This is a genomic window from Frigoriflavimonas asaccharolytica, assembly GCF_013294015.1.
Lineage (GTDB): Bacteria > Bacteroidota > Bacteroidia > Flavobacteriales > Weeksellaceae > Frigoriflavimonas > Frigoriflavimonas asaccharolytica.
This window is the reverse complement of sequence record NZ_JABSNO010000018.1, coordinates 35,613-58,979: the sequence shown is the minus strand read 5'-3', so window position 1 is coordinate 58,979 and position 23,367 is coordinate 35,613. Positions and strand designations below refer to the sequence as shown.

27 protein-coding genes are annotated in these 23,367 nt (G+C 32.1%); 22 read left to right on the top strand and 5 right to left on the bottom strand.

The features are described from left to right. Position 1: 1 nt before the first annotated feature. The 17 genes from HNQ03_RS11530 to HNQ03_RS11450 all read left to right on the top strand — a co-directional run bounded on the left by HNQ03_RS11530 (position 2) and on the right by HNQ03_RS11450 (position 15,101). Entirely contained in the window at positions 2-574 is a 573-nt protein-coding gene (locus tag HNQ03_RS11530; RefSeq protein ID WP_226927499.1) for a LemA family protein, read from the top strand. A 2-nt stretch (positions 575-576) separates the two neighbouring features. Then, positions 577-930 carry a hypothetical protein gene (locus HNQ03_RS11525; protein WP_173779837.1) on the top strand — a complete coding sequence of 118 codons (354 nt, stop codon included), beginning with the start codon at positions 577-579 and terminating at the stop codon, positions 928-930. 399 nt (positions 931-1,329) lie between these two features. Next, on the top strand, positions 1,330-1,911 hold the full coding sequence (locus HNQ03_RS11520; protein ID WP_173779836.1) for a TerD family protein: 582 nt from the start codon (positions 1,330-1,332) through the stop codon (positions 1,909-1,911). 324 nt (positions 1,912-2,235) lie between these two features. Next, the gene (locus HNQ03_RS11515) at positions 2,236-2,895 is read left to right on the top strand and encodes a stress protein (RefSeq protein WP_173779835.1); all 660 of its coding nucleotides are present in this window, start codon (positions 2,236-2,238) and stop codon (positions 2,893-2,895) included. Between the two features lie 7 nt (positions 2,896-2,902). Next, positions 2,903-3,577, top strand: coding sequence for an HAD family hydrolase (locus HNQ03_RS11510; RefSeq protein WP_173779834.1), 675 nt, complete (start codon positions 2,903-2,905; stop codon positions 3,575-3,577). After that, entirely contained in the window at positions 3,574-4,449 is an 876-nt protein-coding gene (locus tag HNQ03_RS11505; protein ID WP_173779833.1) for a phosphoribosyltransferase family protein, read from the top strand. The genes HNQ03_RS11510 and HNQ03_RS11505 overlap by 4 nt, the downstream gene beginning before the upstream one ends. Continuing rightward, a complete protein-coding gene (locus HNQ03_RS11500; protein WP_173779832.1) occupies positions 4,383-4,937 on the top strand; it encodes a TerD family protein in 555 nt (184 codons plus the stop codon). The genes HNQ03_RS11505 and HNQ03_RS11500 overlap by 67 nt, the downstream gene beginning before the upstream one ends. A 1-nt stretch (position 4,938) precedes the next feature. Continuing rightward, positions 4,939-6,018, top strand: coding sequence for a toxic anion resistance protein (locus tag HNQ03_RS11495; protein WP_173779831.1), 1,080 nt, complete (start codon positions 4,939-4,941; stop codon positions 6,016-6,018). Between the two features lie 6 nt (positions 6,019-6,024). Continuing rightward, positions 6,025-6,993 (top strand): hypothetical protein, encoded by a 969-nt coding sequence (locus HNQ03_RS11490; protein ID WP_173779830.1) that lies wholly within the window; start codon positions 6,025-6,027, stop codon positions 6,991-6,993. 2 nt (positions 6,994-6,995) lie between these two features. Further along, positions 6,996-7,607 carry a TerD family protein gene (locus HNQ03_RS11485; protein WP_173779829.1) on the top strand — a complete coding sequence of 204 codons (612 nt, stop codon included), beginning with the start codon at positions 6,996-6,998 and terminating at the stop codon, positions 7,605-7,607. A 374-nt stretch (positions 7,608-7,981) separates the two neighbouring features. Continuing rightward, positions 7,982-8,662, top strand: a complete 681-nt coding sequence (locus tag HNQ03_RS11480) for a TerD family protein (protein ID WP_173779828.1) — start codon at positions 7,982-7,984, stop codon at positions 8,660-8,662. A 6-nt stretch (positions 8,663-8,668) separates the two neighbouring features. Then, positions 8,669-9,307 (top strand): vWA domain-containing protein, encoded by a 639-nt coding sequence (locus HNQ03_RS11475; protein WP_173779827.1) that lies wholly within the window; start codon positions 8,669-8,671, stop codon positions 9,305-9,307. Positions 9,308-9,311: 4 nt separating this feature from the next. Then, a complete protein-coding gene (locus tag HNQ03_RS11470) occupies positions 9,312-9,950 on the top strand; it encodes a vWA domain-containing protein (RefSeq protein ID WP_173779826.1) in 639 nt (212 codons plus the stop codon). A 56-nt stretch (positions 9,951-10,006) separates the two neighbouring features. After that, positions 10,007-11,050: a TerY-C metal binding domain-containing protein gene (locus HNQ03_RS11465; RefSeq protein WP_173779825.1), complete on the top strand. Its 1,044-nt coding sequence runs from the start codon at positions 10,007-10,009 to the stop codon at positions 11,048-11,050. Position 11,051: 1 nt separating this feature from the next. Beyond that, complete coding sequence (locus HNQ03_RS11460) at positions 11,052-12,506, top strand: PP2C family serine/threonine-protein phosphatase (RefSeq protein WP_173779824.1); 1,455 nt, start codon at positions 11,052-11,054, stop codon at positions 12,504-12,506. A 4-nt stretch (positions 12,507-12,510) separates the two neighbouring features. After that, positions 12,511-14,019, top strand: a complete 1,509-nt coding sequence (locus HNQ03_RS11455) for a helix-hairpin-helix domain-containing protein (protein ID WP_173779823.1) — start codon at positions 12,511-12,513, stop codon at positions 14,017-14,019. Positions 14,020-14,042: 23 nt separating this feature from the next. Beyond that, positions 14,043-15,101: a TerC/Alx family metal homeostasis membrane protein gene (locus HNQ03_RS11450; protein ID WP_173779822.1), complete on the top strand. Its 1,059-nt coding sequence runs from the start codon at positions 14,043-14,045 to the stop codon at positions 15,099-15,101. 62 nt (positions 15,102-15,163) lie between these two features. On the opposite strand, the gene HNQ03_RS11445 is transcribed toward HNQ03_RS11450, so the two are convergent. Beyond that, the gene (locus tag HNQ03_RS11445; RefSeq protein ID WP_173779821.1) at positions 15,164-15,649 is read right to left on the bottom strand and encodes a hypothetical protein; all 486 of its coding nucleotides are present in this window, start codon (positions 15,647-15,649) and stop codon (positions 15,164-15,166) included. Positions 15,650-15,823: 174 nt separating this feature from the next. On the opposite strand from HNQ03_RS11445, the gene HNQ03_RS11440 reads away from it, so the two are divergent. Further along, on the top strand, positions 15,824-16,339 hold the full coding sequence (locus tag HNQ03_RS11440; protein WP_173779820.1) for a thioredoxin family protein: 516 nt from the start codon (positions 15,824-15,826) through the stop codon (positions 16,337-16,339). A 64-nt stretch (positions 16,340-16,403) separates the two neighbouring features. Here HNQ03_RS11440 and HNQ03_RS11435 read toward each other — a convergent pair whose 3' ends face one another. Continuing rightward, entirely contained in the window at positions 16,404-16,769 is a 366-nt protein-coding gene (locus tag HNQ03_RS11435) for a cupin domain-containing protein (RefSeq protein WP_173779819.1), read from the bottom strand. A 289-nt stretch (positions 16,770-17,058) separates the two neighbouring features. Here HNQ03_RS11435 and HNQ03_RS11430 point away from each other — a divergent pair, with 289 nt between their 5' ends. Further along, positions 17,059-17,796 carry a hypothetical protein gene (locus HNQ03_RS11430; RefSeq protein ID WP_173779818.1) on the top strand — a complete coding sequence of 246 codons (738 nt, stop codon included), beginning with the start codon at positions 17,059-17,061 and terminating at the stop codon, positions 17,794-17,796. 79 nt (positions 17,797-17,875) lie between these two features. Here the strand turns inward: HNQ03_RS11430 and HNQ03_RS11425 are convergent, their stop codons facing one another. Next, positions 17,876-18,292 (bottom strand): hypothetical protein, encoded by a 417-nt coding sequence (locus HNQ03_RS11425; RefSeq protein ID WP_173779817.1) that lies wholly within the window; start codon positions 18,290-18,292, stop codon positions 17,876-17,878. Between the two features lie 138 nt (positions 18,293-18,430). On the opposite strand from HNQ03_RS11425, the gene HNQ03_RS11420 reads away from it, so the two are divergent. Genes HNQ03_RS11420 through HNQ03_RS11410 form a run of 3 tightly spaced genes read left to right on the top strand, consistent with a single transcriptional unit; the run spans position 18,431 to position 21,273 of the window. Continuing rightward, entirely contained in the window at positions 18,431-19,465 is a 1,035-nt protein-coding gene (locus tag HNQ03_RS11420) for a nucleoid-associated protein (protein ID WP_173779816.1), read from the top strand. A gap of 15 nt (positions 19,466-19,480) precedes the next feature. Beyond that, entirely contained in the window at positions 19,481-20,491 is a 1,011-nt protein-coding gene (locus HNQ03_RS11415; RefSeq protein ID WP_173779815.1) for an RDD family protein, read from the top strand. 47 nt (positions 20,492-20,538) lie between these two features. Next, the gene (locus tag HNQ03_RS11410; protein ID WP_173779814.1) at positions 20,539-21,273 is read left to right on the top strand and encodes a DNA-formamidopyrimidine glycosylase family protein; all 735 of its coding nucleotides are present in this window, start codon (positions 20,539-20,541) and stop codon (positions 21,271-21,273) included. 63 nt (positions 21,274-21,336) lie between these two features. Here HNQ03_RS11410 and cysK read toward each other — a convergent pair whose 3' ends face one another. Continuing rightward, complete coding sequence (gene cysK / locus HNQ03_RS11405; RefSeq protein ID WP_173779813.1) at positions 21,337-22,266, bottom strand: cysteine synthase A; 930 nt, start codon at positions 22,264-22,266, stop codon at positions 21,337-21,339. A 49-nt stretch (positions 22,267-22,315) separates the two neighbouring features. Next, entirely contained in the window at positions 22,316-23,131 is an 816-nt protein-coding gene (locus HNQ03_RS11400) for a serine O-acetyltransferase (RefSeq protein ID WP_173779812.1), read from the bottom strand. Positions 23,132-23,367: the final 236 nt, after the last annotated feature.

Here is a 23,367-nt window from a genome sequence, read left to right as displayed (position 1 = left end):
AATGGAATTAAATATGTATTTTTTGGTAGCTATTGTAATAGTCGTTTTAATTGTAATTGGTCTCGCAAATACAGGAATCTCTGCTTACAATAGATTGGTAATGTTAAAAAATAACGTCGCAAAATCTTTTGGCAACATAGATATTATATTAAAACAGCGTGCAGATGAAATTCCAGATCTTATAAAAGTAGTAAAAGAATCGATGCATTTTGAAGAATCTATGCTTACGAAACTTACAGAACTTCGTACACAATTTTTGAAAAGTAATTCACCAGAAGAAAAGGTTGCTCTATCCAACGATTTGCAGAATCAAATAAAAAGCATCTTTGCAGTTGCAGAAAATTATCCTGATCTCAAATCAAATCAAAGTTTACAATTGCTTCAATCCAGAGTTTCTCAGATAGAAGATGCTATTGCAGATCGTCGAGAATTTTACAATGAAAGTGTGAATATGTACAATATTGGAATTGCTGAATTTCCAGATTTAATAGTAGCAAAAGTGATAAATTATCAAGCAAAATCTTTGTTGCAAGTTTCTACAGAAGAGAAAAACTATAATGGAATTGTGTTTTAATTATGTATGAATTTTTAAAAACCATAGATAGCAATCCTGAGTATCTCGTTATGTTTGCGGGCTTTCAAGGATTTGGATGGTTAATTTTATTATTAATAAGTTCTTTATTCTTCAAAATTTTTGGTGTAGTCGCCACGAAAATTTCACCTTTTAGTTTCGTAAATACAGTCATTATAATGATTGGTTGGTTACTTGGTTTTGTTACACAAATTTTGCTTTTTTTCATGGAAGTTCCAGGTCTGAAAATGTTAATTATTTTTGTTGTAATGTATTTTGTAATTGCTGCTTTCACTATTTCAAATAGAAAAGCACTGCGCAAACAATTTGATAAAATACAAGACAAAGCAAAAATTTAGATTGAATTTTTAAGTTACTTTTTGTTTAAATTAAATTTGTCTTAGATTTTTATAAATTATATTAATTATCGCCTGTTAGAATTTCCAATTGTACTAAATTTTAATAATCTTGTTTGCATCGCAATTTGAGTAATCAATAATAAATTGTCAATTTTTCGAAATCAACAAAATTATTTCCTAAAATTATCATGTAAATTTCCCATAGCATAAATAGTCAACAAATGACTATTGATCCATTGCGAAAAAGATACTTTAGGTTAATAATTTTCTTTCTTAAAAATCCACAAATTTTGTTAAAATGAATTCTAGTTACAAATCCTTTTTATATATTTACAATTCAGACCATATCTAATAAAACATAGAATTTAGACTTAAAAATTATAACAAAACATATTTATCATGGCAATTAATTTACAAAAAGGACAAAAAATAGACATCGGACTTTCCAAATTGACCATCGGTCTTGGTTGGGATCCTCGTGAAGGAAATACTGGTGCTGAAGGTTTCGATTTAGATGCATCTGCAATAATGATAGACGCTAATAGAAAATTATTAGGCGAAGATTCTTTTATTTTTTACAATAATTTAGTTTCACCAGATGGAGCTTTAACGCACACAGGCGACGATCCCGACGGAAATAGCAGCGATGGAGACGATGATGAAGCCATCATTGTAGATCTTGCAAGAGTAGATGCCAAAGTAGAAGAAATTCTTTTCGTGGTAACAATTGCAGACTTTGAAGCCAGAAAACAAAATTTCGGTCAGGTAAGAAATTCCTATATCAGAATTGTAGATAATGCCAACAATGAAGAAATAGCAAAATACGAACTAGATGAAGATTTTTCTATAGAAACAGGTGTAGAATTTGGCAGATTGTACAAAAGAAATGGCAGCTGGAAATTTGAAGCATCAGGAATTGGGTATAAAGCAGATTTAGGTTTCTTTTTAGAAAAATATTACAGCGGAACTATTATCAAATAGCTAAAAACAAAATATATTATTTAAATTATTTTATAGATGAATACTATTTTGGGCAGCATGAACTTCGTTTGTAAACTTCAATTAAAGCCTTTCCTTTAATTTCGTTTATGCCTTTCGTTCTCAAAACAAGGAACGAGTTATGATGATTTGAATATTAATAATAAATATTTTGAACCTAGCTTTATGTTTTGCTTCGCCACACAAAAGGATTTCCACTCAAACCCAACGAAGAGGTTCGATGATTCAAATTTAAAAATAATCATCAAATCGGGCTGCAAAATTCCGTATCACATCAAAATTATCTACAACGAATAAAATAAATTCATGGCAATTAATTTACAAAAAGTCACCATAGAAAAAGCTGGCGACACGGCTTCTATAGATCTTACCAAGAACCGTTCAGCTTCCAGCGAAATTGTTATTAATCTCAATTGGTCTCAAGGGAAAGCAAAAAAGAGTTTTTTTAGCAGTCTTTTAGGTGGAAACCAAGAAATAGATTTAGATCTCGGCTGTTTTTATGAACTAAATAACGGTGAAAAAAACGTTATCGATGGAGTGCAATTTTCTAAAGGAAATGGCGGAAGTAGAAGTCAAAAAACCAGACAAGGCAGATTTACAGATTCCCCGTGGATTTGGCATACAGGAGACGATCGTGGAGCAGCTGCAGGTTCTGGCGAAGATATTATCGTTAATCCAAATGGAGTTTCTGGCATCAAAAGAATGACAATCTATTGTTTTATCTATGATGGCGTTGCAAAATGGGCAGAAACTAATGGCGTTGTAACCATAAAGGTAGAAGGAAACCCAGATATAGAAGTAAAAATGGGTGAGCAAACAGATGCTAGAAAATTTTGCGCGATAGCAGAAATCATATTTTCGCCGACCAATTTGCAGGTGAAAAAATTGGTTTCTTTTCACAATGCGCACAGTGATTGTGATAAAATGTACAATTGGGGTATGAAATGGGCAACTGGCTCTAAATAAGTTTTTTGTGAATATAGAAATAGAAATCGCAAAATACCAGCACTTTTCTTTTGATTTATGGTTGACCATCATTAAATCTAATCCAGATTTTAAAGTAAAAAGAGATCAATTATTGAAAGATCATTTTTCTATAGATGCAAGTTTTGATGAAGTTCGGAAAGCTGTAAGATATTATGACGTTTTACTCAACAAAATTTCCGAGAAAACAGGACGGCATATCGAAAGGGAAACCGCTTATTTATTGATTTTAAATGCTTTAGGAAAAAAATTCGAAGATGTTACTAATGTTCAATTGAATTTATATTTTCAGGAAATGGATCAATTATTTTTAGAAAACCTGCCTGTTATTCTTTGGGATAATATCGAAGACCAACTGATCAGGATTAAAAATGAAGGAAAAACCAGTAGTATTCTTAGCAATACCGCTTTCATACGTGGAGAAACTTTGGAAAAAATGTTGCAGAAATTAGGAATAAGTTCCTACTTTTCTTTTAAAATTTTTTCAGATGAGGTAAAAATTTCTAAACCCAACCCGAATATATTTGATTTGGTTCATCAATCCGTTAAAAAAATAAAACAGGTCGAAAAAAATGAAATTTTACATATTGGAGATAATGCTTTTGCAGATTTCCAAGGAGCAAAAAACTTTGGCTTTAATGCCCAACTAGTAGAAAAACAATGAGAAAAAGATACAGTTTACATCAAATAGAAACGCAAGAAAATTGCCCTTTTGATGAAGCAGAATACAGCCAATTTAAATTTGGAGATACTTATTTTGCCAGAAAATTCGCAAAACACCTTTTTGAGGGTTTTATTGCAGATTTTAAAGAAGAAATATTGGCGCAAGAAGAGATTATGCTCTTTCCAAGTCCGTATTACAGCATTCCTACAGCGTCCAATTTTTTGTGCCATTATTTTAAAGAAGAGCTCAATTATTTTCTTTTTACGAATGGAAAATCGGCTTGTATAGAAGGTAAAATTTATCGCCAACAAACTTATGTAGAAGATTACGGCAATATGAGCTATGAAGAGAGAATTAATTTAATTTCTAATGATACATATTATATAGACAAGCATTTTGTAGAAGGTAAATTCTGCATTTTTCTGGATGATATAAAAATCACGGGCAGCCATGAAAATACAGTAGATAGAATTTTGAAAGAATATGGCGTAAAAGGAGAATTTTTTTTCGTGTATTTCGCAGAATTAATGAACAAAAATATTCACCCAAAAATTGAAAATCACTACAACTATTTCAAAGTAAAAACCACCCAAGATTTAGTAGAAGTAATTAATGGAAAACATTTTGCATTCAATACCAGAATTACAAAATATATTCTTCTGATGGAAGAAAAAGATTTTGACTATCTTTATAATCACATTTCAAAGAATAAACTAGAAGAAATGCTGGGATTGGCAATTAGCAATAATTATCATCAAGTTCCAGAATATCAAACAAACATCAATCAATTAAAAAATAAAATACAATGGCAATCAACTTACAAAAAGGACAAAGAGAAAACATCAACGCACCAAAATTCACCATCGGTTTAGGTTGGGATGCAAATAGTTCTTCTACCGGAGGACAATTCGATCTAGATGCTTCTATTTTTGGTTTAAATGAAAACAAAAAATTGGTAGAAGATAAATTTTTTGTGTTTTTTAATAATTTGCAAACGCCAGATAAATCCATCACGCATACAGGAGACAATCTTACGGGAGATGGAGATGGAGACGATGAGCAAATAAAAATAGACCTTACCGGAATTGATAGTCGTGTGAAAGAAATTATCGTAGTAGTGACGATTCACGAAGCAGATTCACGAAGCCAAAATTTTGGACAGGTGAGAAATTCTTTCATCAGAATTTTCAATACAGATACCAAAGAAGAAATTTTGAAATATGAGCTAGACGAAGATTTTTCTATAGAAACTGCCGTAGAATTTGGTAGAATTTATGAAAGAAACGGCGAATGGAAATTTGAAGCCGTAGGAAACGGACAAAGAGAAGGATTGCAGAAATACTTAGATTTATACAACTAAAATGGAATTACAACAAAATACCAATACCGCTATTGATAAAAGCGGAAACGTAGATCTTGCTAAAATAGAATCCGTAGATTTACAAAAATACGATTCTATTGCAGTTACGATAGATGAGCAAAATCCTAATTCTATTATAAATTTTGGCTCAGATTTGCAAAATTCTTTAGCAAGCCAAAGTGATAGTTTTTTGAATAATGTACGGAAATCTAATTCTGGAGAAGTAGGAGAATTGATCAATAAACTTCTGGTAGAATTGAATTACGTAGATGTAGATGAATTGGAAGGAAGTTCCATGAAAAAATTCCTGAAAAAAATACCTTTCTTTGGGAAAATGGTCACTTCTATAGAAACTTTATTTGTGAAATATGATAAAATTGTAACCAATATATCGGATATTTCTAATAAAGTAAATGCAGGAATCATCAATTCTACAAAAGATAATGCTGTGCTTCAGACTATTTTTACCGGAAATATAGATTCTGTGAAAAAAATTGAAGATTACATTATCGCTGGAAGTTTAAAGCATCAACAATCTACCGAAGAACTGGTGCAAATGGAAGCCAATGCAGCCAATTATCAAGATTATCAAATTTCTGATAAGCGAGATTTTATTGCCAGATTGGATAGAAGATTAGCAGATCTAAAGGTGGTTCGTTTCATTATTTTGCAATCTTTGCCACAAATCAGGTTAATACAATCCAACAATATTTCTATCGCAGAAAAAGCGCAGACAATTTTGACAACAACGCTGCCAGTTTGGAAAAATCAATTAACATTAGCCGTTGCAATGCACAGACAACAGCAAAATATTGAAATCCAAAATAAAGTATCTTCTACAACAGAAGAAATTTTGCGAAAAAATGCGCAAAGATTGCAGCAAAATACTGTAAATGTAGCACGAGCAAACGAGCAAACCATCGTTTCTGTAGAAACTTTAAGAGAAACTACAAGTTCGTTGATCAACACTTTAAATGAAGTAAAACAAATACAACAGCAAGGTGCACAAAACAGAATAGCCTTAGATGGCGAATTGAAAAACCTAGAACAAACATTGAAAAATCAAATGCAAAACTCTTAATATAAATTGGACCAAGAGCAAGATATTTTAAAAAAAAGTAAGAAAAGGATACAAAAACTAAAGCTTTTAAGTAAGTTTTTTGATCAGCCAAATCTTATCAATATCATCATTAAAACAGAGATTATACAATCCTATTTTACAGATAAATCTATTAATGGATTAGATATTAATAAGTTAGAACTATTTCATCTGCAATACACAGATAGCTTGATAGTTCTTTTGGATAAAATTAAAAAACAAAAGGAGGCCAATATTCTTACGGTTTATAAAGAGATAGATGCAAATGAGGAGTATATAGAAAAATTTTTAAGACAAGAAAATAATGGCAGAAATTTCAACACAGACAGGAAATATCAAAATGCCCTCGTTTCAGAATTTTTAAGCAATATTTACAGCAATTTAATAGGAACTAGAGTAGCATTAGATTTCGCTAAAATCAGGAATTTAGCCAATAATTATGCAATAGATTATTATAGAAAAACAAGCAAAATAGAAAATCTATTAAGCCAACCAAACACCAAATATTACGAGTTTGAAAATATTGATGTAGAAAAAAAATTACTAGGAAAACTAAACACCAACCAGTTTAAAATTAGATTTGTTTGTGGGTATAATTCTAGTAATCAGATATTTGAATTATTTAGAATCATCAAAACAGACGAAGAATTTATTTGGAATTTGCAAATCAATGAATTTTATTTGGTAGATGAAGCCAAAATTTCAGAACTAAATAGATCAGAAAATACATCTTCAAACAATACCTTGGTGCAAGATTTATCAAGCAGAAATACAGCGTTAAATCTTAAAGCAGAGCAACTAAAAAACGAACTTCCAGAAGAAGTTATTTCACTATTAGAAAAATACAAAGAAAATCTTGATAATCAAGAAGTTCTTAATCAAATCTTGAGCATAGACGAAGAAATGAATATTTTAAACTCGATGCTCAACCTTAATTTAAACAACAAAATACAATAAAAATGGCTATTAATTTACAAAAAGGACAAAGAATAAATCTGAAGAAAGATAACGGAAGCACGCTGCAAAATATTTGCGTAGGTGTAAACTGGGGCGCAATCGAGAAAAAAGGCTGGCTCGGCGGAACTTCCAAACAAGCCGTAGATTTAGATGCAAGTTGCCTATTATTTGATGAAAACAAAAATTCTGTAGACGTCGTTTATTTCGGCCAATTATTATCAAAAGATGGTTCTATAAAACACAGCGGAGACGATCTTACCGGAGATATGTCGGGAGATGATGGTCTAGATAATGAGATTATCACTTTAGATTTTTCTCGTCTTAATCCAAATGTTTCTTCCGTTGCATTTGTACTTAATAGTTATCAAGGTCAAGATTTTGGCACCATTCCTTTCGCTTCAATCCGCATCTACGAAGGCACTCCTTCTCGCGTTTCAGAAGTTTTTGCAACGTATAATATTGCAAAAGGCGAAAATTTTTCTGGTCACGTAGCAATGGTAATGGGCGTTTTTTACAAAAAAAATGGCGAGTGGAAATTTAATGCGATTGGAGAACCTACCAAAGACAAAAAATTAGAGCAAACTATAGAAACCGTGAAAAATAACTATTTATAAACCAATTTCTCAATTTATTTGGGCAGCTTAATCCGCCTTCCGTTCCCGCTTTTTTATAATTTTTTACTCAAAAATCATAAAAAGAGCTTCACTCAAGTCGGGCTGCAAGAGCATAGCTGAAAAATATATTTAAGCAAGTTTAAATAGTATTAAAAACCATTTACCGAAGTTTAGCAGTTTCATTTAAAACTATAAATTTGAACTAATAGGAATAAAACTTTAAGGAGTCTCAATTTGTTGTGAACTGAAAATAAGCGTGTTAAATCTTGTTTTATCTTTAAGACAAATTTTTTAAGCTCATGCCTTGGTTCCTGTTGTGTTTAAAACTTTGGCTTCAAAAAAATTTTCATTAATAAAATTAAAAATAAAAAACCATGTCTATAAACTTACAAAAAGGTCAAAAAATTGATTTAAGAAAATCTACCGGAGAAGCGCTCACCAATTTTTGTGTGGGAGTAAATTGGGGAGCAATAGAAACTACAAAACCAGGACTTTTCGGTTTCGGAACAAAAAAAGTGGTGGAAGATGTAGATTTAGATTTGAGTTGCATCATGCTCAACCAAAACGGCGAAATGATCGATTGGATATATTCCCCAGAATACAACGCTTGGTTAGCTCAAAATAATTATCCGCTTGGCAAATTATCTTCAAACGATGGAGGTTTGCGTCATAGTGGAGACGATAGACAAGGAGATGTAGGCGGAGACGATGGTTTGGATAATGAAATTATCACCGTAAATCTCAATCAAGTAAAACCAGATGTAGATAAAATTTATTTCTTCTTGAATATCTATCTTAATCAAGGCCAAAATTTTGATTTTGCCCAAATTCCTTTTGCCAAAATAAGAATGTATGAAGGAACGCCTACCAAAGTGAATAGTGTTTTTTCAAACTACGATATCGTTACAGATGCATCTTATCGCGGAAAAAGAGCTTTAATTTTAGGGAAATTGTACCGCAAAAACGGAGAATGGAAATTTGATGCTATCGGAGATGCAACAGAAGACAATATGTTTATCCAAACCATTCAAAAGATTACGCAAAATTATAAATAGCAAAAAATGAGAAGATTACCCGTATATTTATTATTAGACACATCTGGTTCTATGACTGGCGAACCAATAGAAGCCGTGAAAAACGGAGTACAAATGATGATGCACTCTTTGCGTCAAAATCCGCAAGCTCTAGAAACAGCTTATGTAAGCATCATTACTTTTGATAGTGAAGCAAAACAAATAGTACCGCTCACAGACCTTGCGTCGTTTCAAATGGTAGATATTAAAGCAGCTAGTACAACAGCTTTAGGTGCAGCACTTTCTCTTTTGGCAGATAAAATGGCAACCGAAATTACCAAAACTACTGCAGATACAAAAGGAGATTGGAAACCACTAACCTTCATCATGACAGATGGCGTTCCTACAGACGATTGGCAAATTGGTTTTAACAAACTAAAAAATGTAAATAAAGGACTAATTGTAGGTTGCGCAGCAGGACAAGGAGCAGATGATGCTATTTTAAAACAAATTTGCGGTGCAACGGTGAGATTGGACAATGCAGACTCAGAAAGTATTTCTAAATTTTTCCAATGGGTTACAGATTCCATTTCTACCACATCTACAAAAGTGGAAGAAACGGGGATAGAATTAGCCGGATTGGATCAACTTCCACCACCACCTTCAGAATTGGTAATAGTTTCGTAAGATTATGAATAGAAGACTACTCGCATATTTTTTACTAGATACTTCTGGCTCAATGCGAGGAGAAGGAATTGCGGCACTCAACAATGGCTTTAATGGCTTAATTTCTATGCTTCGCCAAGATCCGCAAGCAATGGATTCTTTGCATATTTCTGCAATTACATTTGATAGAGATGTGAAAAATATAATTCCTTTGGTAGATTTAGCAAGTTATCATCCTATAGAAATAACTTGCCCAGAAAGCGGACCAACGCATACTGGCCAAGCTTTAGAAATGTTGCATGATGTTGTGAATAGAGAATTAATAAAAGGATCTATGGATAGAAAAGGAGATTGGAAACCACTTTTATTTATTTTCACAGACGGCAAACCTTCGGATATTCAAAAATACAGACAAATGCTCCCGAAAATAAAAGCTTTAGATTTTGGAGCCATCGTCGCTTGTGCAGCTGGACCAAAAGCGGAAGAAAGCTTTTTGCTGGAACTCACAGATCATGTGGTAAAGCTTGATGCAACAGATCCTTCTACTTTAGCCACATTTTTCCAATGGGTAAGTTCTTCCATAGAAATGGGCAGCAAATCCCAAGGAACCGGCGAATCCATGACTTTACCTCCACCACCAACGGAATTAAATATAGTCGTGTAAAAATTTATAAATATTTCGATTCTTCATTTTTTAATTAATTTAAGCTAAAAATCCAAATGAGAAGACTACCCATATATTTCCTACTAGATGTTTCAGAATCAATGGTGGGAGAACCAATCGAGCAAGTGCAAGATGGTATTGCAACGATTATCAAAGAATTAAAAACAGATCCTTACGCTTTGGAAACTGTTTGGATTTCCATCATTGGGTTTGCAGGCAAAAGTAAAGTCATCATGCCGTTGCAAGATGTAATCTCATTTTATCCTCCAAAAATTCCCATCGGAAGCGGAACTTCGCTCTCAAAAGGTTTGGAGCAATTGATGAATTCCTTAGACAAAGACATCGTGAAAACCACCTACGAAAGGAAAGGAGATTGGAAACCCATCGTTTTCCTTTTCACAGATGGAATTCCCACAGACGATACAGAAAATGCAATCCAACGCTGGAATGAAAATTACCGCAAAAAATGCAATCTCATCGTAATTTCTGTAGGAGATAATACCAATATTAATCTTCTAGGTCGTCTTACAGATCAGGTTTTATTATTCAATAATACAGATGCCAATTCCTACAAAGAATTCTTTAAATGGGTAACAGCTTCTATAAAATTAACGAGCGAAAAAATTGATACGGGCAATTCCGACGGCATCAATTTAAGCAAAATGGACTCTAAAGTAGTAGAAGAAATAGATGTAACCAAAAAACATTCTCTGCCAGATAATAATTTTGTAGTGCTGAACGGAAAATGCACTACCAATGACAAATTATATCTGATGAAGTTTAAAAAAACGCTGCAAGAATCCCGTGTTCCAGGTTTTGATACGCGTTACTATAAAATAGAAGGTGCATACAAAATTGATGAAAATGCCTACCAAGAATATTCTGATGGCGGTATAAGTGGATCAAAAATTTCTAGTGAAGAAATTCAAGGAAACCCAAGTTGCCCATCTTGCGGCAATGGTGTCGCATTAGCAACTTGCCAATGTGGAGGAATTCACTGCATTTCTGGCGAAGGCGCAGCAAAATGCCCATGGTGTGGAAATGAAGGACATTACGGAATGGCAGAAGGTGGTTTTGATATTAATAGAACTTTAGGCTAATATGGAAGATTATTTAAGGAAATTACTTACAGAATTTGAAATAAAAAACAGCAAAGCGGTAGAAAGTACGCTGTCAAAATTAGCAGATAATCAAAAATTAATCGATATTTCTAAAACCATCAAAGAACTGAATATTTCCATGATAGAATTATTTACTATGCATAAAGAAAAAGAAGAATTCAAAGAAGCTCACATTATTATTCCTAATGCAAACGCAAAAAAAGAATATCAATTTACATTTGATTTATCCTTATTTCCCAATATCAGAATTCAAGAAATAAATAATTTAGAATCTGTCGGTTTGCAATTTGATGCCGAAAAGGCCCGTATTTATGGTGTTCCAACTGTTGCAGAAACCATTGATATTCAAATCGTATTTTTTAATAAAAATGACGAAAATTTAGAAACAGATATTAAAGTGGCTTCATTCATCGTGAATGCAGATCCAAAAGATCTATGGTTAAATAAGCCCAGTCCTGCAGATAGTAGATTTTTTAAAGTAGAAAATATCAATTATAAATCTACTTTTTTAGATAAAAAAATTGTTGTTTCTTCCAAAAGAGGTCGTTCTCATGCGCACAACGCTACTTTCCGAGATGATGATTTTTTGGTAAAAAACCTACCAAATGATTGGGCGATAGTTGCTGTTGCAGATGGAGCAGGATCTGCAGAATTTGCGAGAGCAGGTTCTAAATTCGCTTGCGATTGGATAGCAGAAAGTTTTAATAATGAAGAAATTTTAAATACTTTATCTCAAGAAGTTACTCAATATTTTGCTACAAATGCGGAAGTATTACCAGAAATTGAAATACTTTCAATCGACGAGGAAAACAAATCAGATTCGAAAATCTCTATAGAACAAACGGAAGATTTAAAACTAAAAAGTAAGAATTTAATCGTAAATGTTCTTTATAAAAATATAAAAAATCTGCAAAATGAACTCCTCAAATTTGCCGAAAGTGAAGAAATTACGCTGAAAGATATTCATACAACATTGATTTTTACTTTAATAAAAAAATTCCAATTTGGCTATGTTGTTCTATCTTTTGGAGTAGGAGATTGTCCCATAAATGTTATTAACAAAGACCAAACTGATGTACATTTGCTCAACTTCTTAGATGTTGGAGAAAGTAGTGGCGCAACTAGATTTATGACGATGCCAGAAATTTTCGGTCGTCCAGATATGGTGAATCGTTTTGGCTTAAATTGTTTTCCAGATTTTTCAAAATTAATTTTGATGACAGATGGTATTTATGATCCAAAATTTGTAGTGGAAAGTAAACTAGAAAATATAGAAAGTTGGAATGACTTTCTGCGAGATTTAAGTGGCGAAAACGAGGATTTCAAAAAAGTAGATTTTGTAGAAGATAGCAATATCGAAAATCAACTTTCTGATTGGATGGATTTTTGGAGCAAAGGAAACCACGACGATAGAACTTTAGCTATAATCTATTAAAAGTATGATTAATAAAGTGAATTCAATAATAGATTCTACCAAATCATACGAATATGTAGACGATGGAAATCCTATAAAGGGCGGAATGAAAGACGTTTATTTTGCGCCAAATAGGAAATATGTAGTCGCTTTTTTCCGTGATACTTTGGATTTTAATCAAAAGGAAAGAATAAAAATTATTGTAACGCTATATCTAGATAATATTAAAAAAGGTAATAATGCTGATTATTATTTAGATGATATTTTTAGATGGCCTTATGATGCAGTAGAAAAAAATGGAAAAACAGGTGTAGTTGTTCCAATTTATGATTCTAAATTTTTCTTTAAAAAAGGATATATCGCCAATGAAACCATAAAAGGTGCCGAGAAAAAAGGCAAATGGTTTACCACACCTTCTTTTAGAAATAAGGAATATCCTTTGGCAATTGATAAATCCGAATTAGGAGATTGGTTAAGTTATTTTCAAATTTCCATCAACGTTTCTAGAGGCATAAAAAAAATGCACCAAATGGGATTGGCGCATTCAGATTTATCTTATAATAATGTATTGATAGATCCTGTGACCAAATCTGCCAATCTTATAGATTTAGATGGTTTGGTTGTGCCGGGGAAATTTGCACCAGAAGTAATAGGTACTGCAGATTTCATCGCGCCAGAAGTTTTAAAAACCAAACATCTTGCTATCACAGATCCCAACCGAGTTTTGCCCAATCAAAAAACAGATTTGCACGCTTTGGCAGTGCTTATTTATATGTATTTATTGAGGAGGCATCCTTTGCGTGGTGGAAAAGTGTGGGATTTGGAATCTGAAAAAGATGAAGTCCTTTCTATGGGTGAAAAAGCAATTTTTGTAGAGCACCCGACAGATTCTACCAATAGAGTGAAAATTGATCATCTCAAAAAATGGAATTTAACTTGGGGAGATCCTACCAAAATTCCGTATTCTGTTACAGGTCCATATTTGCAAGAATTATTCAAAAGAGCATTCGTAGATGGTCTGCACAACCCAATGTTGCGACCAATTGCCAATGAGTGGGAAACTGCTTTGTTGAAAACAGTAGATCTCATACAACCTTGCAGCAATGTAAATTGCGACGAAAAATGGTATGTTTTTGATAATAGTTCCAAACCAAAATGCCCTTTTTGTGGTACTCCGCACAGAGGAACACTACCTGTGATAGATTTATATTACAAGCAAAGTGAGGGAGTGTGGAAACCAGAAAATCATCGTTTGATGGTATATCACAACCAGTATCTTTTTAAATGGCACGTTTCTAAAAAAGTTATTAGAAATGAAAGTTTAACTGCACTGGACAAAAAACCTGTTGGTTATTTCACATTTTATCAAAATAAATGGGTCTTAGTCAATCAATCTTTGCCCAATATGAAAGACATTACGGAAGATAAAATGGTGCCCATCAATACGATGGTAGAATTAACAGATGGAAAAAAAATAATGCTCTCTGATGAAGACGGAGGCCGAATAATTTATATAACTTTGGCAAACAAATAAAAAACTAAAACAAAATAAATAATATGGATCAAAACATTTTGGAATTACACCCAGGTCTAATCATAGGATTTGCTGTAGTAATACTCGTCATGCTCCTTTTGGATCTTGGAATTTTTAATAAAAAAGCACATGTAGTATCTTCCAAAGAGGCTACCATTTGGAGCATCATCTGGATTTCACTTTCCATGGCGTTTTCTGGAGTGGTCTATTGGATTTTCAATCAAGATATGGGTGGTCATGATGTAGCGATAGAAAAATTCACACAATTTCAGGCAGCTTATTGGATAGAAAAAGCCCTATCTGTAGACAATTTATTTGTGTTTATATTGGTGTTTAGTTTCTTCAAAGTGCCAAAACATCTGCATCATAAAGTTCTTTTTTGGGGAATTATTGGAGCTTTAATATTTAGAGCTATATTTATTTTTGCAGGAGTAGGAATCATCAATCTTACTTATTTGCCAGAGATGGTGGTATTTGGTACACCAGTAAAAATTAATATAGTAATGACTTTATTTGGATTGTTTTTGGTCTACGCTGGGATAAATTCTTGGGGTGGAGGAGATGAAGACGAAGATGAAGATTTTAGCCAAACAGCGGGAGCAAAATTGGTGAAAAAATTCTACAAAGTTTCTGATAATTACGACGGAGACAAGTTTTTTACCATCCAGAATGGAATAAGAATGGCAACGCCGTTGCTTGTTGTAGTGGCAGTTATAGAATTCACAGACGTTTTGTTTGCGGTAGATTCTATCCCCGCAATATTTGCAATATCCAAAGATCCTTTCATTTTGTATACATCAAATATTTTCGCGATTTTAGGATTAAGAGCTTTGTATTTTTTATTAGCAAATTTTATCCACATGTTCAGCAAACTACCTTATGGTTTGGCAGTGGTATTAAGTTTTATAGGTGTAAAAATGTTAATATCTCCTTGGTTTCACATTCCAACTCCTATATCTTTAGGAATTGTGGGTGGAGTTTTGATCATTTCCGTGCTTGTATCAATTGCCTTTCCAGAGAGCAAAGATGATATTACCGCAGAAATAAATGACGATTTCACAGGAGATGATCCTGCAAATTAATTCATAAATTTTTAGAACAAAAAAATTCCCCTCGATTTTCCTTGGGGAATTTTTTTGTTCTATTATTTTTTAGCTTCTGCTTTTTCCTTCTCTTTTTTTTCTAGGATAATTTTTTGAGTTTCTATTTTCTCCAGTGCTTTTGCTTTATTTTTTTCAAACTTTATTTTGTAATCATTGAGTGCAGCAATTTTAGAATTTAATTTGGAAATTTTTTTTGAAACTTTTGCACTATTTTCGCTATTTCTCTCTTCAAGCATTGAATCTTCAAGTTCTTTTTTTTGTTTTTCTAATTTTGATTTTCTTTTATCAACCGCTTTTATCTGCATTTCTATAAGGGAAATATTATTTTGGCCTCTCATCATATTGTCTTCAAACCTTTGCCTTTGTTGCAGTTGCAATTGTTGTTGCGTTTGCTGACTTTGCCTGATCATATTTTGATGTTGAATCTGCTGTTGCATCTGTTGAAAATGCAATTGTTGGTTGTTATTAAATTGTGAAAGCATGAATGAAAACGAACAGATTGCAAATAAAAGGGAAAATTTTTTCATAGATGGAGCTTTAAAATTATATCCAGATATAAATTGATTTTTATTACTTAATAATAAAAAGTTCAAATATTTTACATTTCAATTCAATAATTGAAAATATTAAAGTAAATTTACTTTATATTGATCTAAATATTGCCAAAAAAAATTAATAAAAAATTAATAAAAAAATAAGAAATGAAATATTCAAAAATCCTTTTCGTTGCTTTTCTATTATTTTTCGCACAAAGCGGATTTGCTCAAGAGAATGCAGAAGCAGTTTTAGAAAAAGCGCAGAAACAGGCAAAAGCAGAAAACAAAAATGTGATGGTATTCTTTCACGCTTCTTGGTGTGGATGGTGCAAAAGAATGGAGAAAAAAATGGATACAGAATCTATCAAGAATTTTTTTGATGAAAATTATGTAGTTGCTTCTCTGGATGTTTTAGAAAAAGGAGATAAAAAGAAGCTAGAAAATCCTGGTGGGCAAAATTACATGGAAAAATTAGGTGGTAAAGACGCTGGTTTGCCATATTTTGTATTTTTAGATCCTAATGGGAAAATCATTGAAACCTCATTAAATGAAAAGAAAGAAAATCTAGGTTGCCCATCTACGGAAGAAGAAATAAAAATATTCTCAGAAAAACTGCAAAAATCTTCTAAACTTAATCCAGAACAATTACAGATGATTTCCACTGTATTCTTAGAAAAATAATAGCAAAATATATTTAAATTTAAAATGCTCTCCTATTTTGGAGAGCATTTTTTTTGGATGATGGTTATTCCATTTCTTCTCTATTCACCAAATCCATAGAGAAAGCGGGTAGACAAATGGCCATATATTCGCACTCTGAATCAAAAGGATTGCTGTACCGAACTCTAGTTCCTTTTTCAATTTTGATGCTCTCGCCTTTTTCTAGAATGATAATCTCTCCCTCAATTTCAAATTGTTTTTTACCGGAAATTATGTAGGTGAATTCTTCAAATTCTGGTGTTTGAAAAGGTTCTTTCCAACCAGGTGGAGCAACCATGTGTGCGATAGAAATTTCTGGATTATTTGTAGTTGCTCCCCAGATTTCTTCTATCAATTTTCCGTCTGTTGTTGGTACTATGAATGGGTTCTTTTGTATTTTGTAGTTTGCCATATGTATTTATTTTTTAATCAAAACTAAATTGTGTAAGATATTTTTAAAGAATATATTTCAACAAATTTAATAATAAATTGTAAGTTTACGATATTCAAAATAGTAAAAGATATATTTAAAAAGTGAAAGTTATTTTTTGTGCAAGTGGATTATTGAGAGCATCTCCCAAGAAAATAAGAAATACTTTTTTATGATTTAATTTACCGGACAATTTTAAAAATTTAAACAAGTGATAAAAGATTTAGCAAAGATTGTTAAAGGTTAATTTAAAAGAGAATTAAACCAAAAAATGAAAAAAAGAGAAAAATTAGCTATCATTCAGAAATGGTATCCAAAAGCTGTAACTACCATAGATACAATAAATTTTATTATTGATTTTGTAGAAGATCAACTAGATTTAGAGCCAAAACAGGTGATGCTTGCAGACAGTGTTTGCAGTGATGATGTGAACAGTATCCAATATCCTGTCAGAACGCAAGAATTTCTAGGGCCTTTTAAAATGGGCGGTCTCAATGGTTTTCCCTTTACAGGATTAACTGGAATGGGCGCTTTTGCAAGCCATGTTCCAGATGATGGTGCAGTATTTATCTACTACGGTCCACATATTGGCATCACAAAAGATGGCGTGCTTGGCGAAATAAATCGTGTGGGACAAAGTAAAAATACCAGTTGTTGTGGAGCTGCAAATGGAGCACTAGCTAAATTGCAAAACAATCAAATTTTGCTAGGTAATATTACGGAGATAGATTATCAAATGAATACCATAGAGCAAATGATGTTGGCTCAGAAAGATAGAATACTGACTGCAAAAACACCAATTTTTGAAACTACAGAAATCATCTATGAAGCTATTGATAAACGTATTAATGAATTAGTAGAGGCAACTACTTACCATTGCAAATATGTAATTTTAGTAGGAGTAATTTTAATAAATAGCGATTCTGATATGGGTTCTTTCACGGAAATGAGAAGGTTTGATGTGATAGATCTGAAAACAAATAAAAGAACAGATCAGTTGATTAAATAAATCTACACTTTAAACTTTATAGAAAAAGGCTGCATTACAAAAAGTAATACAGCCTTTATATTTTTATATAAAAATGAAATTATTTTGCCTTCATTGCAGATTGCATATCCATACTTAATTTTTGTGCGTATGCGCTCCATTTTTGTGCATCTTCTTGCGAAAATTTAGAAGCCATTTCTGTACTTTTAGCCGTCCACTCTTGTTGTTTCATCGCCAATTCTTTAATTTTTGTTGCATCCTGACTTACATAAGCATCCTTCATTTCATTCATGAAGTTTGTATATTCTGTAGCGAAAGCAGTAACCTCAGGATTGCTGAAAGTTGGCATTCCGTCTACTGCAACTGGCGTAGTTGCATCTGTGGTCATAGTATTAGCATCTGCGGAAGCTGGTACTTCTACTGTTGCAGGTTCTACAGTTACTTTTGTTTCATCTTTTTTGCAGCTTGTGAATGTGAACAATCCTGCAACTAATGCTGGTAAAATAATTTTTTTCATAATAATATTTTTAATTAAAACAAAGATAATATAATTTTATTTACCCATCTTAAATTAAAATGCTCATCATATATTATTGAAAAGAGAAATTTTGCAAATATTAACTCACATTTTACATTATTGTCTTATTTTCGCAAGATGATACACCATGACGAAACATTACTGAAAAATATATGCATCAACTTTGTGGGAAACCAAACGCATCACGAAGCTTTGGTAACCTCTGAAAAGCAAGCAGAAGTAGATGAAGACATGAAAGAATTGCTAAAAAATTACTTTCTAAAATCTTTCAAAACAGATCTTTTGTTTGAATTTTATGATGATTTAAAGTTAGCAAACAATCAAGTTTACGCTGCAGTACAAGAAATTTTCACCAATCCAGATATTTTAGAAACCCAATCTGCGAAATTGGCATCTCTTCTTTTTGAAGCTTCTACAAACCCAAGAACAAAAGGTGGCGAATTTTATATTTGCTATTTTGAAGGAGTTATTTTAAAAGGAGAAAGCATGAATGCCATCGGTTTTTTTAAATCTGAAAACAAAGATACTTTTCTGCAAATTTCGCCAAATAATGAAAATTTTGATTTAGAAACTGCCAAAGGAATTAATTTAAATAAATTAGATAAAGGTTGCGTAATTTTCAATTCTGATGAAGAAAATGGCTACACTTTATCTATTGTAGATGGTACAAGCAAAGCAGAAAGCAGCTATTGGATGGATGATTTTCTACAAATACAGCAAAAAAAAGACGACTATTTTGATACCCAAGAAACTTTAAATATCTACAAAGATTTTATCACAAAAAAATTGCCCGAAGAATTTGAAATTTCGAAGGTAGATCAGGCTGATTTTCTGAATAATACAATGGAGTTTTTTAAAGAAAAAAAGCAATTTGATTACGAAGAATTTACTACCAATGTTTTAAAAGATCCAAGTGTGATAGAAAGTTTCGGGAGTTTTAAATCTGATTATGAGCAAGATATGCAAGTTTCCGTTTCGGAAGATTTTGTAATTAATAATGCTGCAGTGAAAAAGCAAACGAGCAGTTATAAAAGCATCATCAAATTAGACAAAAATTTCCATATTTATGTTCATGGCAACAAAAATCTCATCCAGCAAGGATCAGACGAAAATGGGAAATTTTACCAATTGTATTACGAAAAAGAGGATTAATAGGAACTAATTGATATGAAAACGAAATATTTCTCTCTCATCTTTTACGTTTCTTTAGCTTTAAGTCTATTGGGAATCATTGCTGAATGCTATCATTTAGTATTTGATTATCAAGATTCTAGTGCATTGGTGTATTCAATAATTTTAAGATTTAAATCTATCTATTTAAATATCGGTTTTGAATATTCTTTCGTCAATGTGTACAATATTATATTTTATATATTGCTATTCTTTGGTAGTATGTTTTTTTATTATTCCGAAGGAAAAGAAACAAGACTTTTAAAGTTTTTCTATTCTGTTTTACTTTGTTCCAGCATCTTCTGGATTATTAGAACTATTTTACAAAAGATATTCTTTCCATTGGCTTTAGATACGCTTGAAGGCAGTATTTCTGTATATTATTTTAATGTAATTCTTAGTTTCATTCTAAATTGTGGGTATATTTTCATTGGCTATTGGTTTTTAAAATTACTATCTCAAAATTCTATTTTAAATAAAGTGGTCCACGAAAATTCAAATACGATAAACTTTACGATTACAAAAAAAATCCAACGCTTATTTCATTTGATAATGGATACCATTATTTTGTTATTTCTATTCTTTATCATTGCGGATTTTTTCCAGCTTTATTCAAACATCAATGAAAATAATCCATTTTCGGAAGTAGAAAGAAGCATTCCGAGTGCTATTGGGTTTGGGATTTTTATTACTATTATTTATTACATATTTTTTGAAACGATATTTGGTGCAACGCCAGGTAAATTTTTAACAAGTTCTAGAGTCCTTAATTCAAAAGCGGAACTTCCGAATATGAAAGTAATAATTATAAGAACTTTTTGTCGTCAGATTCCATTTGATTCATTTTCATTTTTAGCAAAAAGAGGATGGCATGATTCCATATCAGAAACATATGTGGTAAAGGAAAATAATGAAAATAGCTATACAATGTATATTATTTTACTACTCATTGTTAGCTTTTTGGTAATTATATACCTTCCACTTAGCGAAATTTTAGATTATATATAAAAAAGTTTTTACCTAAAACTTAAACAAATTAAATTTTACAAAAAAAAATGCCAGAAGGACCAACCATAAAACATTTCAGCCGAAGATTAAAAAGATTTGTCGGGAAAACCGTGACAGAAGCATCTGGATACGGCGATATGGACAAATCTCGCATAGTAAATATCAGATTAGACGATATAGAAACCTACGGCAAAAATTTAATTTTCGTTTTTAAAGATTTCTTTGTTACTGCACATTTCGGACTGTTTGGAAGCATGGTCATCAATGATAGAAAAAAGGTGAACGCCAGTTTTGCGCTTCATTTTGCAGATTCTGAAATAAATTTTTATGTAACCAAAACCAAATTTTACGAAGGAAAACCTACAGATGTTTTCAATTTTAAAACGGATATTTTAAAACCAGAATTTGATGCAGATTTTATTTTAAAAGAATTACAAGAAAAATATTCAGAGTTGATGATCGGCGATGTTTTGATGGATCAGAATATCTTCACTGGTGTTGGAAATATCATTAGAGTAGAGGTTTTGTATCATGCTAAAATTCATCCAGATAGTTTAATTAAAAATATTCCTGAGAAGAAATTGATTTTTCTCTTGAAGATGGTAGTAGATTATTCCGAAGAATTTTTATCCTTAATGAAAACGGGAAACGTGAAAGAATCTGCCTTAGTTTATGGAAAAAAAATCTGCCCAAAAGATAAAACGGAACTTCTGATAGAAGAAATGGGCAAAGTAAAACGTAAAACCTACGTTTGCTTGAAATGTCAGAAATTATTTAAATAGAAAAATCCTGCAATGCTGCAGGATTTTATTTGAATTTATTATCTAAAAATTTTTACAAATTCATTATTCACTGTATTGGTTTTCTTCAAAAAGCCCATCAACAGACCAATATCTTTCTCCTGTATCATAATTAAATGTAAGGATTGTAGCTCCTTCCGGAATTTCTCCTAATTTTTTAGAAATTGCGGCTAAAGATGCACCTGTAGAAATTCCGCCTAAAATACCTTCTTCGCGTGCAAGCCTTTTCGTGAATTCAAATGCTTCTGCTTTTTCTACAGAAATACTACCGTCTAAAAGTTCGGTATGTAGATTTTTTGGCACAAAACCTGCTCCAATTCCTTGCAAAGGATGCGGTCCTGGTTTTCCTCCAGAAATTACTGGCGAATCTGTAGGTTCTACTGCAAAACTTTTAGTTTTGGGAAATTCCTTTTTCAAAACTTCTGTTACACCAGTTATATGTCCACCTGTACCAACTCCAGTGATGATGTAATCAAATCCTTCTGGAAAATCTTCTAGAATTTCTACTGCGGTAGTTTTCACATGTATTTCCGGATTTGCTTCGTTTTCAAATTGCTGCGGAACCCATGAATTTTCTATATTTTCTGCCATTTCTTTAGCTTTTGCAATTGCACCAGCTGTTCCATTTTCTTTTGGCGTCAATACGAAAGCTGCTCCATAAGAGCTCATCAATTTTCGTCTTTCTACACTCATGCTTTCTGGCATCACCAAAACTAATTTGTATCCTTTTACGGCACAAACCATCGCAAGACCGACTCCAGTATTTCCGGAAGTTGGCTCTATTATAAGTGTTTCTTTGTTTATTTTCCCTTCCTTTTCTGCCTTTTCTATCATTGCTAAAGCAATCCTGTCTTTTATGCTGCCACCAGGATTTTGTTTTTCCAATTTCATCCAAACATCATGATTTGGGAAAATTTTGCCCAATTTAATAGTTGGCGTATTTCCTATTGCTTCTAATATATTGTTTAATTTCATTTTGTAAATTTTAATTGATGAATTATTTTTCTTTTTAATATTTAAATTTTTATATGCTAAAGAAGATAGGTTCTTCATTTGGATATTTATTTTTCACCGTTACTTGTCCTTTGTGAAATACCACCGAATTTGCTGCTACACTTTCGGTTATCCAAACGTTACCACCGATTAAAGAATGTTCTCCTATAATGGTTTCTCCACCCAAAATGGTAGCATTTGCATATATTACCACGCCGTTTTCTATGGTGGGATGTCTTTTTATGTTTTGTAAATTTTTGGCTACGGAAAGCGCACCTAAAGTTACCCCTTGGTAAATTTTTACGTAATCCCCAATTACAGTAGTTTCACCTATTACAATACCTGTACCATGATCTATAAAAAAATGAGATCCAATTTCTGCGCCAGAATTGATGTCTATGCCCGTTCTGCTGTGTGCAAATTCCGTCCAAATTCTTGGGATCAGTGGAATGTTGATCTTATAGAGTTCGTGCGCAAATCTGTACACCGCAATTGCGAAAAAGCCAGGATATGAGATCATAACTTCATCTATACTATTTGCGGCGGGATCATTTTCTAGAATTGTTTGAGCATCGTTTTCCAACATTTCATAAATTTTTGGAAAAACAGCAAAGAGGATTTCAACTTTTGCATGAGCATCTTCGCCAGAAACTGAGTGTATAATTTCTTTAAGCTCTTTTTTAAATTGTTCTAAACGCAATTCTATATTGCTTAGTTCTGAGCATCTTTGGTATTCTAGAAAAAATGCAAAATGGAAAAATCGATCTATAAATTCTTCTATTTTCTTTTTATCTATATCATATTTTCGAGTAGAGTACCCTTCGTGAATTCTTTTTGCAAAGCCCATTTTCAATTTGTAAAGAACAAAATTAGTCAATTATTGCTTGAAATTTTTGCATAGCAATAGATTAAATAAATCGCAGTAATTGCATCATTAATTAATTTAAATGAAACAAGTCACTTTATGAGTACAAATTTTGCTTACATCTTGAACATTTCGTAGATTTGGGTTTCAGTTTAACAAAAGGAGAATGTAAATTTCCATTTGTTACACTTAATAAATAAATTAATATGAAAACGCAA

Coding starts and splice junctions, on each gene's coding strand:
- HNQ03_RS11485 (WP_173779829.1), top strand. CDS start 6,996: ATGGCTATTAATTTACAAAAAGGACAAAGAATAAATCTGAAGAAAGAT.
- HNQ03_RS11520 (WP_173779836.1), top strand. CDS start 1,330: ATGGCAATTAATTTACAAAAAGGACAAAAAATAGACATCGGACTTTCC.
- HNQ03_RS11435 (WP_173779819.1), bottom strand. CDS start 16,769: ATGGCAAACTACAAAATACAAAAGAACCCATTCATAGTACCAACAACA.
- cysK (WP_173779813.1), bottom strand. CDS start 22,266: ATGAAATTAAACAATATATTAGAAGCAATAGGAAATACGCCAACTATT.
- HNQ03_RS11420 (WP_173779816.1), top strand. CDS start 18,431: ATGATACACCATGACGAAACATTACTGAAAAATATATGCATCAACTTT.
- HNQ03_RS11445 (WP_173779821.1), bottom strand. CDS start 15,649: ATGAAAAAATTTTCCCTTTTATTTGCAATCTGTTCGTTTTCATTCATG.
- HNQ03_RS11470 (WP_173779826.1), top strand. CDS start 9,312: ATGAATAGAAGACTACTCGCATATTTTTTACTAGATACTTCTGGCTCA.
- HNQ03_RS11440 (WP_173779820.1), top strand. CDS start 15,824: ATGAAATATTCAAAAATCCTTTTCGTTGCTTTTCTATTATTTTTCGCA.
- HNQ03_RS11415 (WP_173779815.1), top strand. CDS start 19,481: ATGAAAACGAAATATTTCTCTCTCATCTTTTACGTTTCTTTAGCTTTA.
- HNQ03_RS11430 (WP_173779818.1), top strand. CDS start 17,059: ATGAAAAAAAGAGAAAAATTAGCTATCATTCAGAAATGGTATCCAAAA.
- HNQ03_RS11400 (WP_173779812.1), bottom strand. CDS start 23,131: ATGGGCTTTGCAAAAAGAATTCACGAAGGGTACTCTACTCGAAAATAT.
- HNQ03_RS11460 (WP_173779824.1), top strand. CDS start 11,052: ATGGAAGATTATTTAAGGAAATTACTTACAGAATTTGAAATAAAAAAC.
- HNQ03_RS11500 (WP_173779832.1), top strand. CDS start 4,383: ATGGCAATCAACTTACAAAAAGGACAAAGAGAAAACATCAACGCACCA.
- HNQ03_RS11465 (WP_173779825.1), top strand. CDS start 10,007: ATGAGAAGACTACCCATATATTTCCTACTAGATGTTTCAGAATCAATG.
- HNQ03_RS11505 (WP_173779833.1), top strand. CDS start 3,574: ATGAGAAAAAGATACAGTTTACATCAAATAGAAACGCAAGAAAATTGC.
- HNQ03_RS11475 (WP_173779827.1), top strand. CDS start 8,669: ATGAGAAGATTACCCGTATATTTATTATTAGACACATCTGGTTCTATG.
- HNQ03_RS11530 (WP_226927499.1), top strand. CDS start 2: ATGGAATTAAATATGTATTTTTTGGTAGCTATTGTAATAGTCGTTTTA.
- HNQ03_RS11455 (WP_173779823.1), top strand. CDS start 12,511: ATGATTAATAAAGTGAATTCAATAATAGATTCTACCAAATCATACGAA.
- HNQ03_RS11450 (WP_173779822.1), top strand. CDS start 14,043: ATGGATCAAAACATTTTGGAATTACACCCAGGTCTAATCATAGGATTT.
- HNQ03_RS11515 (WP_173779835.1), top strand. CDS start 2,236: ATGGCAATTAATTTACAAAAAGTCACCATAGAAAAAGCTGGCGACACG.
- HNQ03_RS11425 (WP_173779817.1), bottom strand. CDS start 18,292: ATGAAAAAAATTATTTTACCAGCATTAGTTGCAGGATTGTTCACATTC.
- HNQ03_RS11410 (WP_173779814.1), top strand. CDS start 20,539: ATGCCAGAAGGACCAACCATAAAACATTTCAGCCGAAGATTAAAAAGA.
- HNQ03_RS11525 (WP_173779837.1), top strand. CDS start 577: ATGTATGAATTTTTAAAAACCATAGATAGCAATCCTGAGTATCTCGTT.
- HNQ03_RS11480 (WP_173779828.1), top strand. CDS start 7,982: ATGTCTATAAACTTACAAAAAGGTCAAAAAATTGATTTAAGAAAATCT.
- HNQ03_RS11495 (WP_173779831.1), top strand. CDS start 4,939: ATGGAATTACAACAAAATACCAATACCGCTATTGATAAAAGCGGAAAC.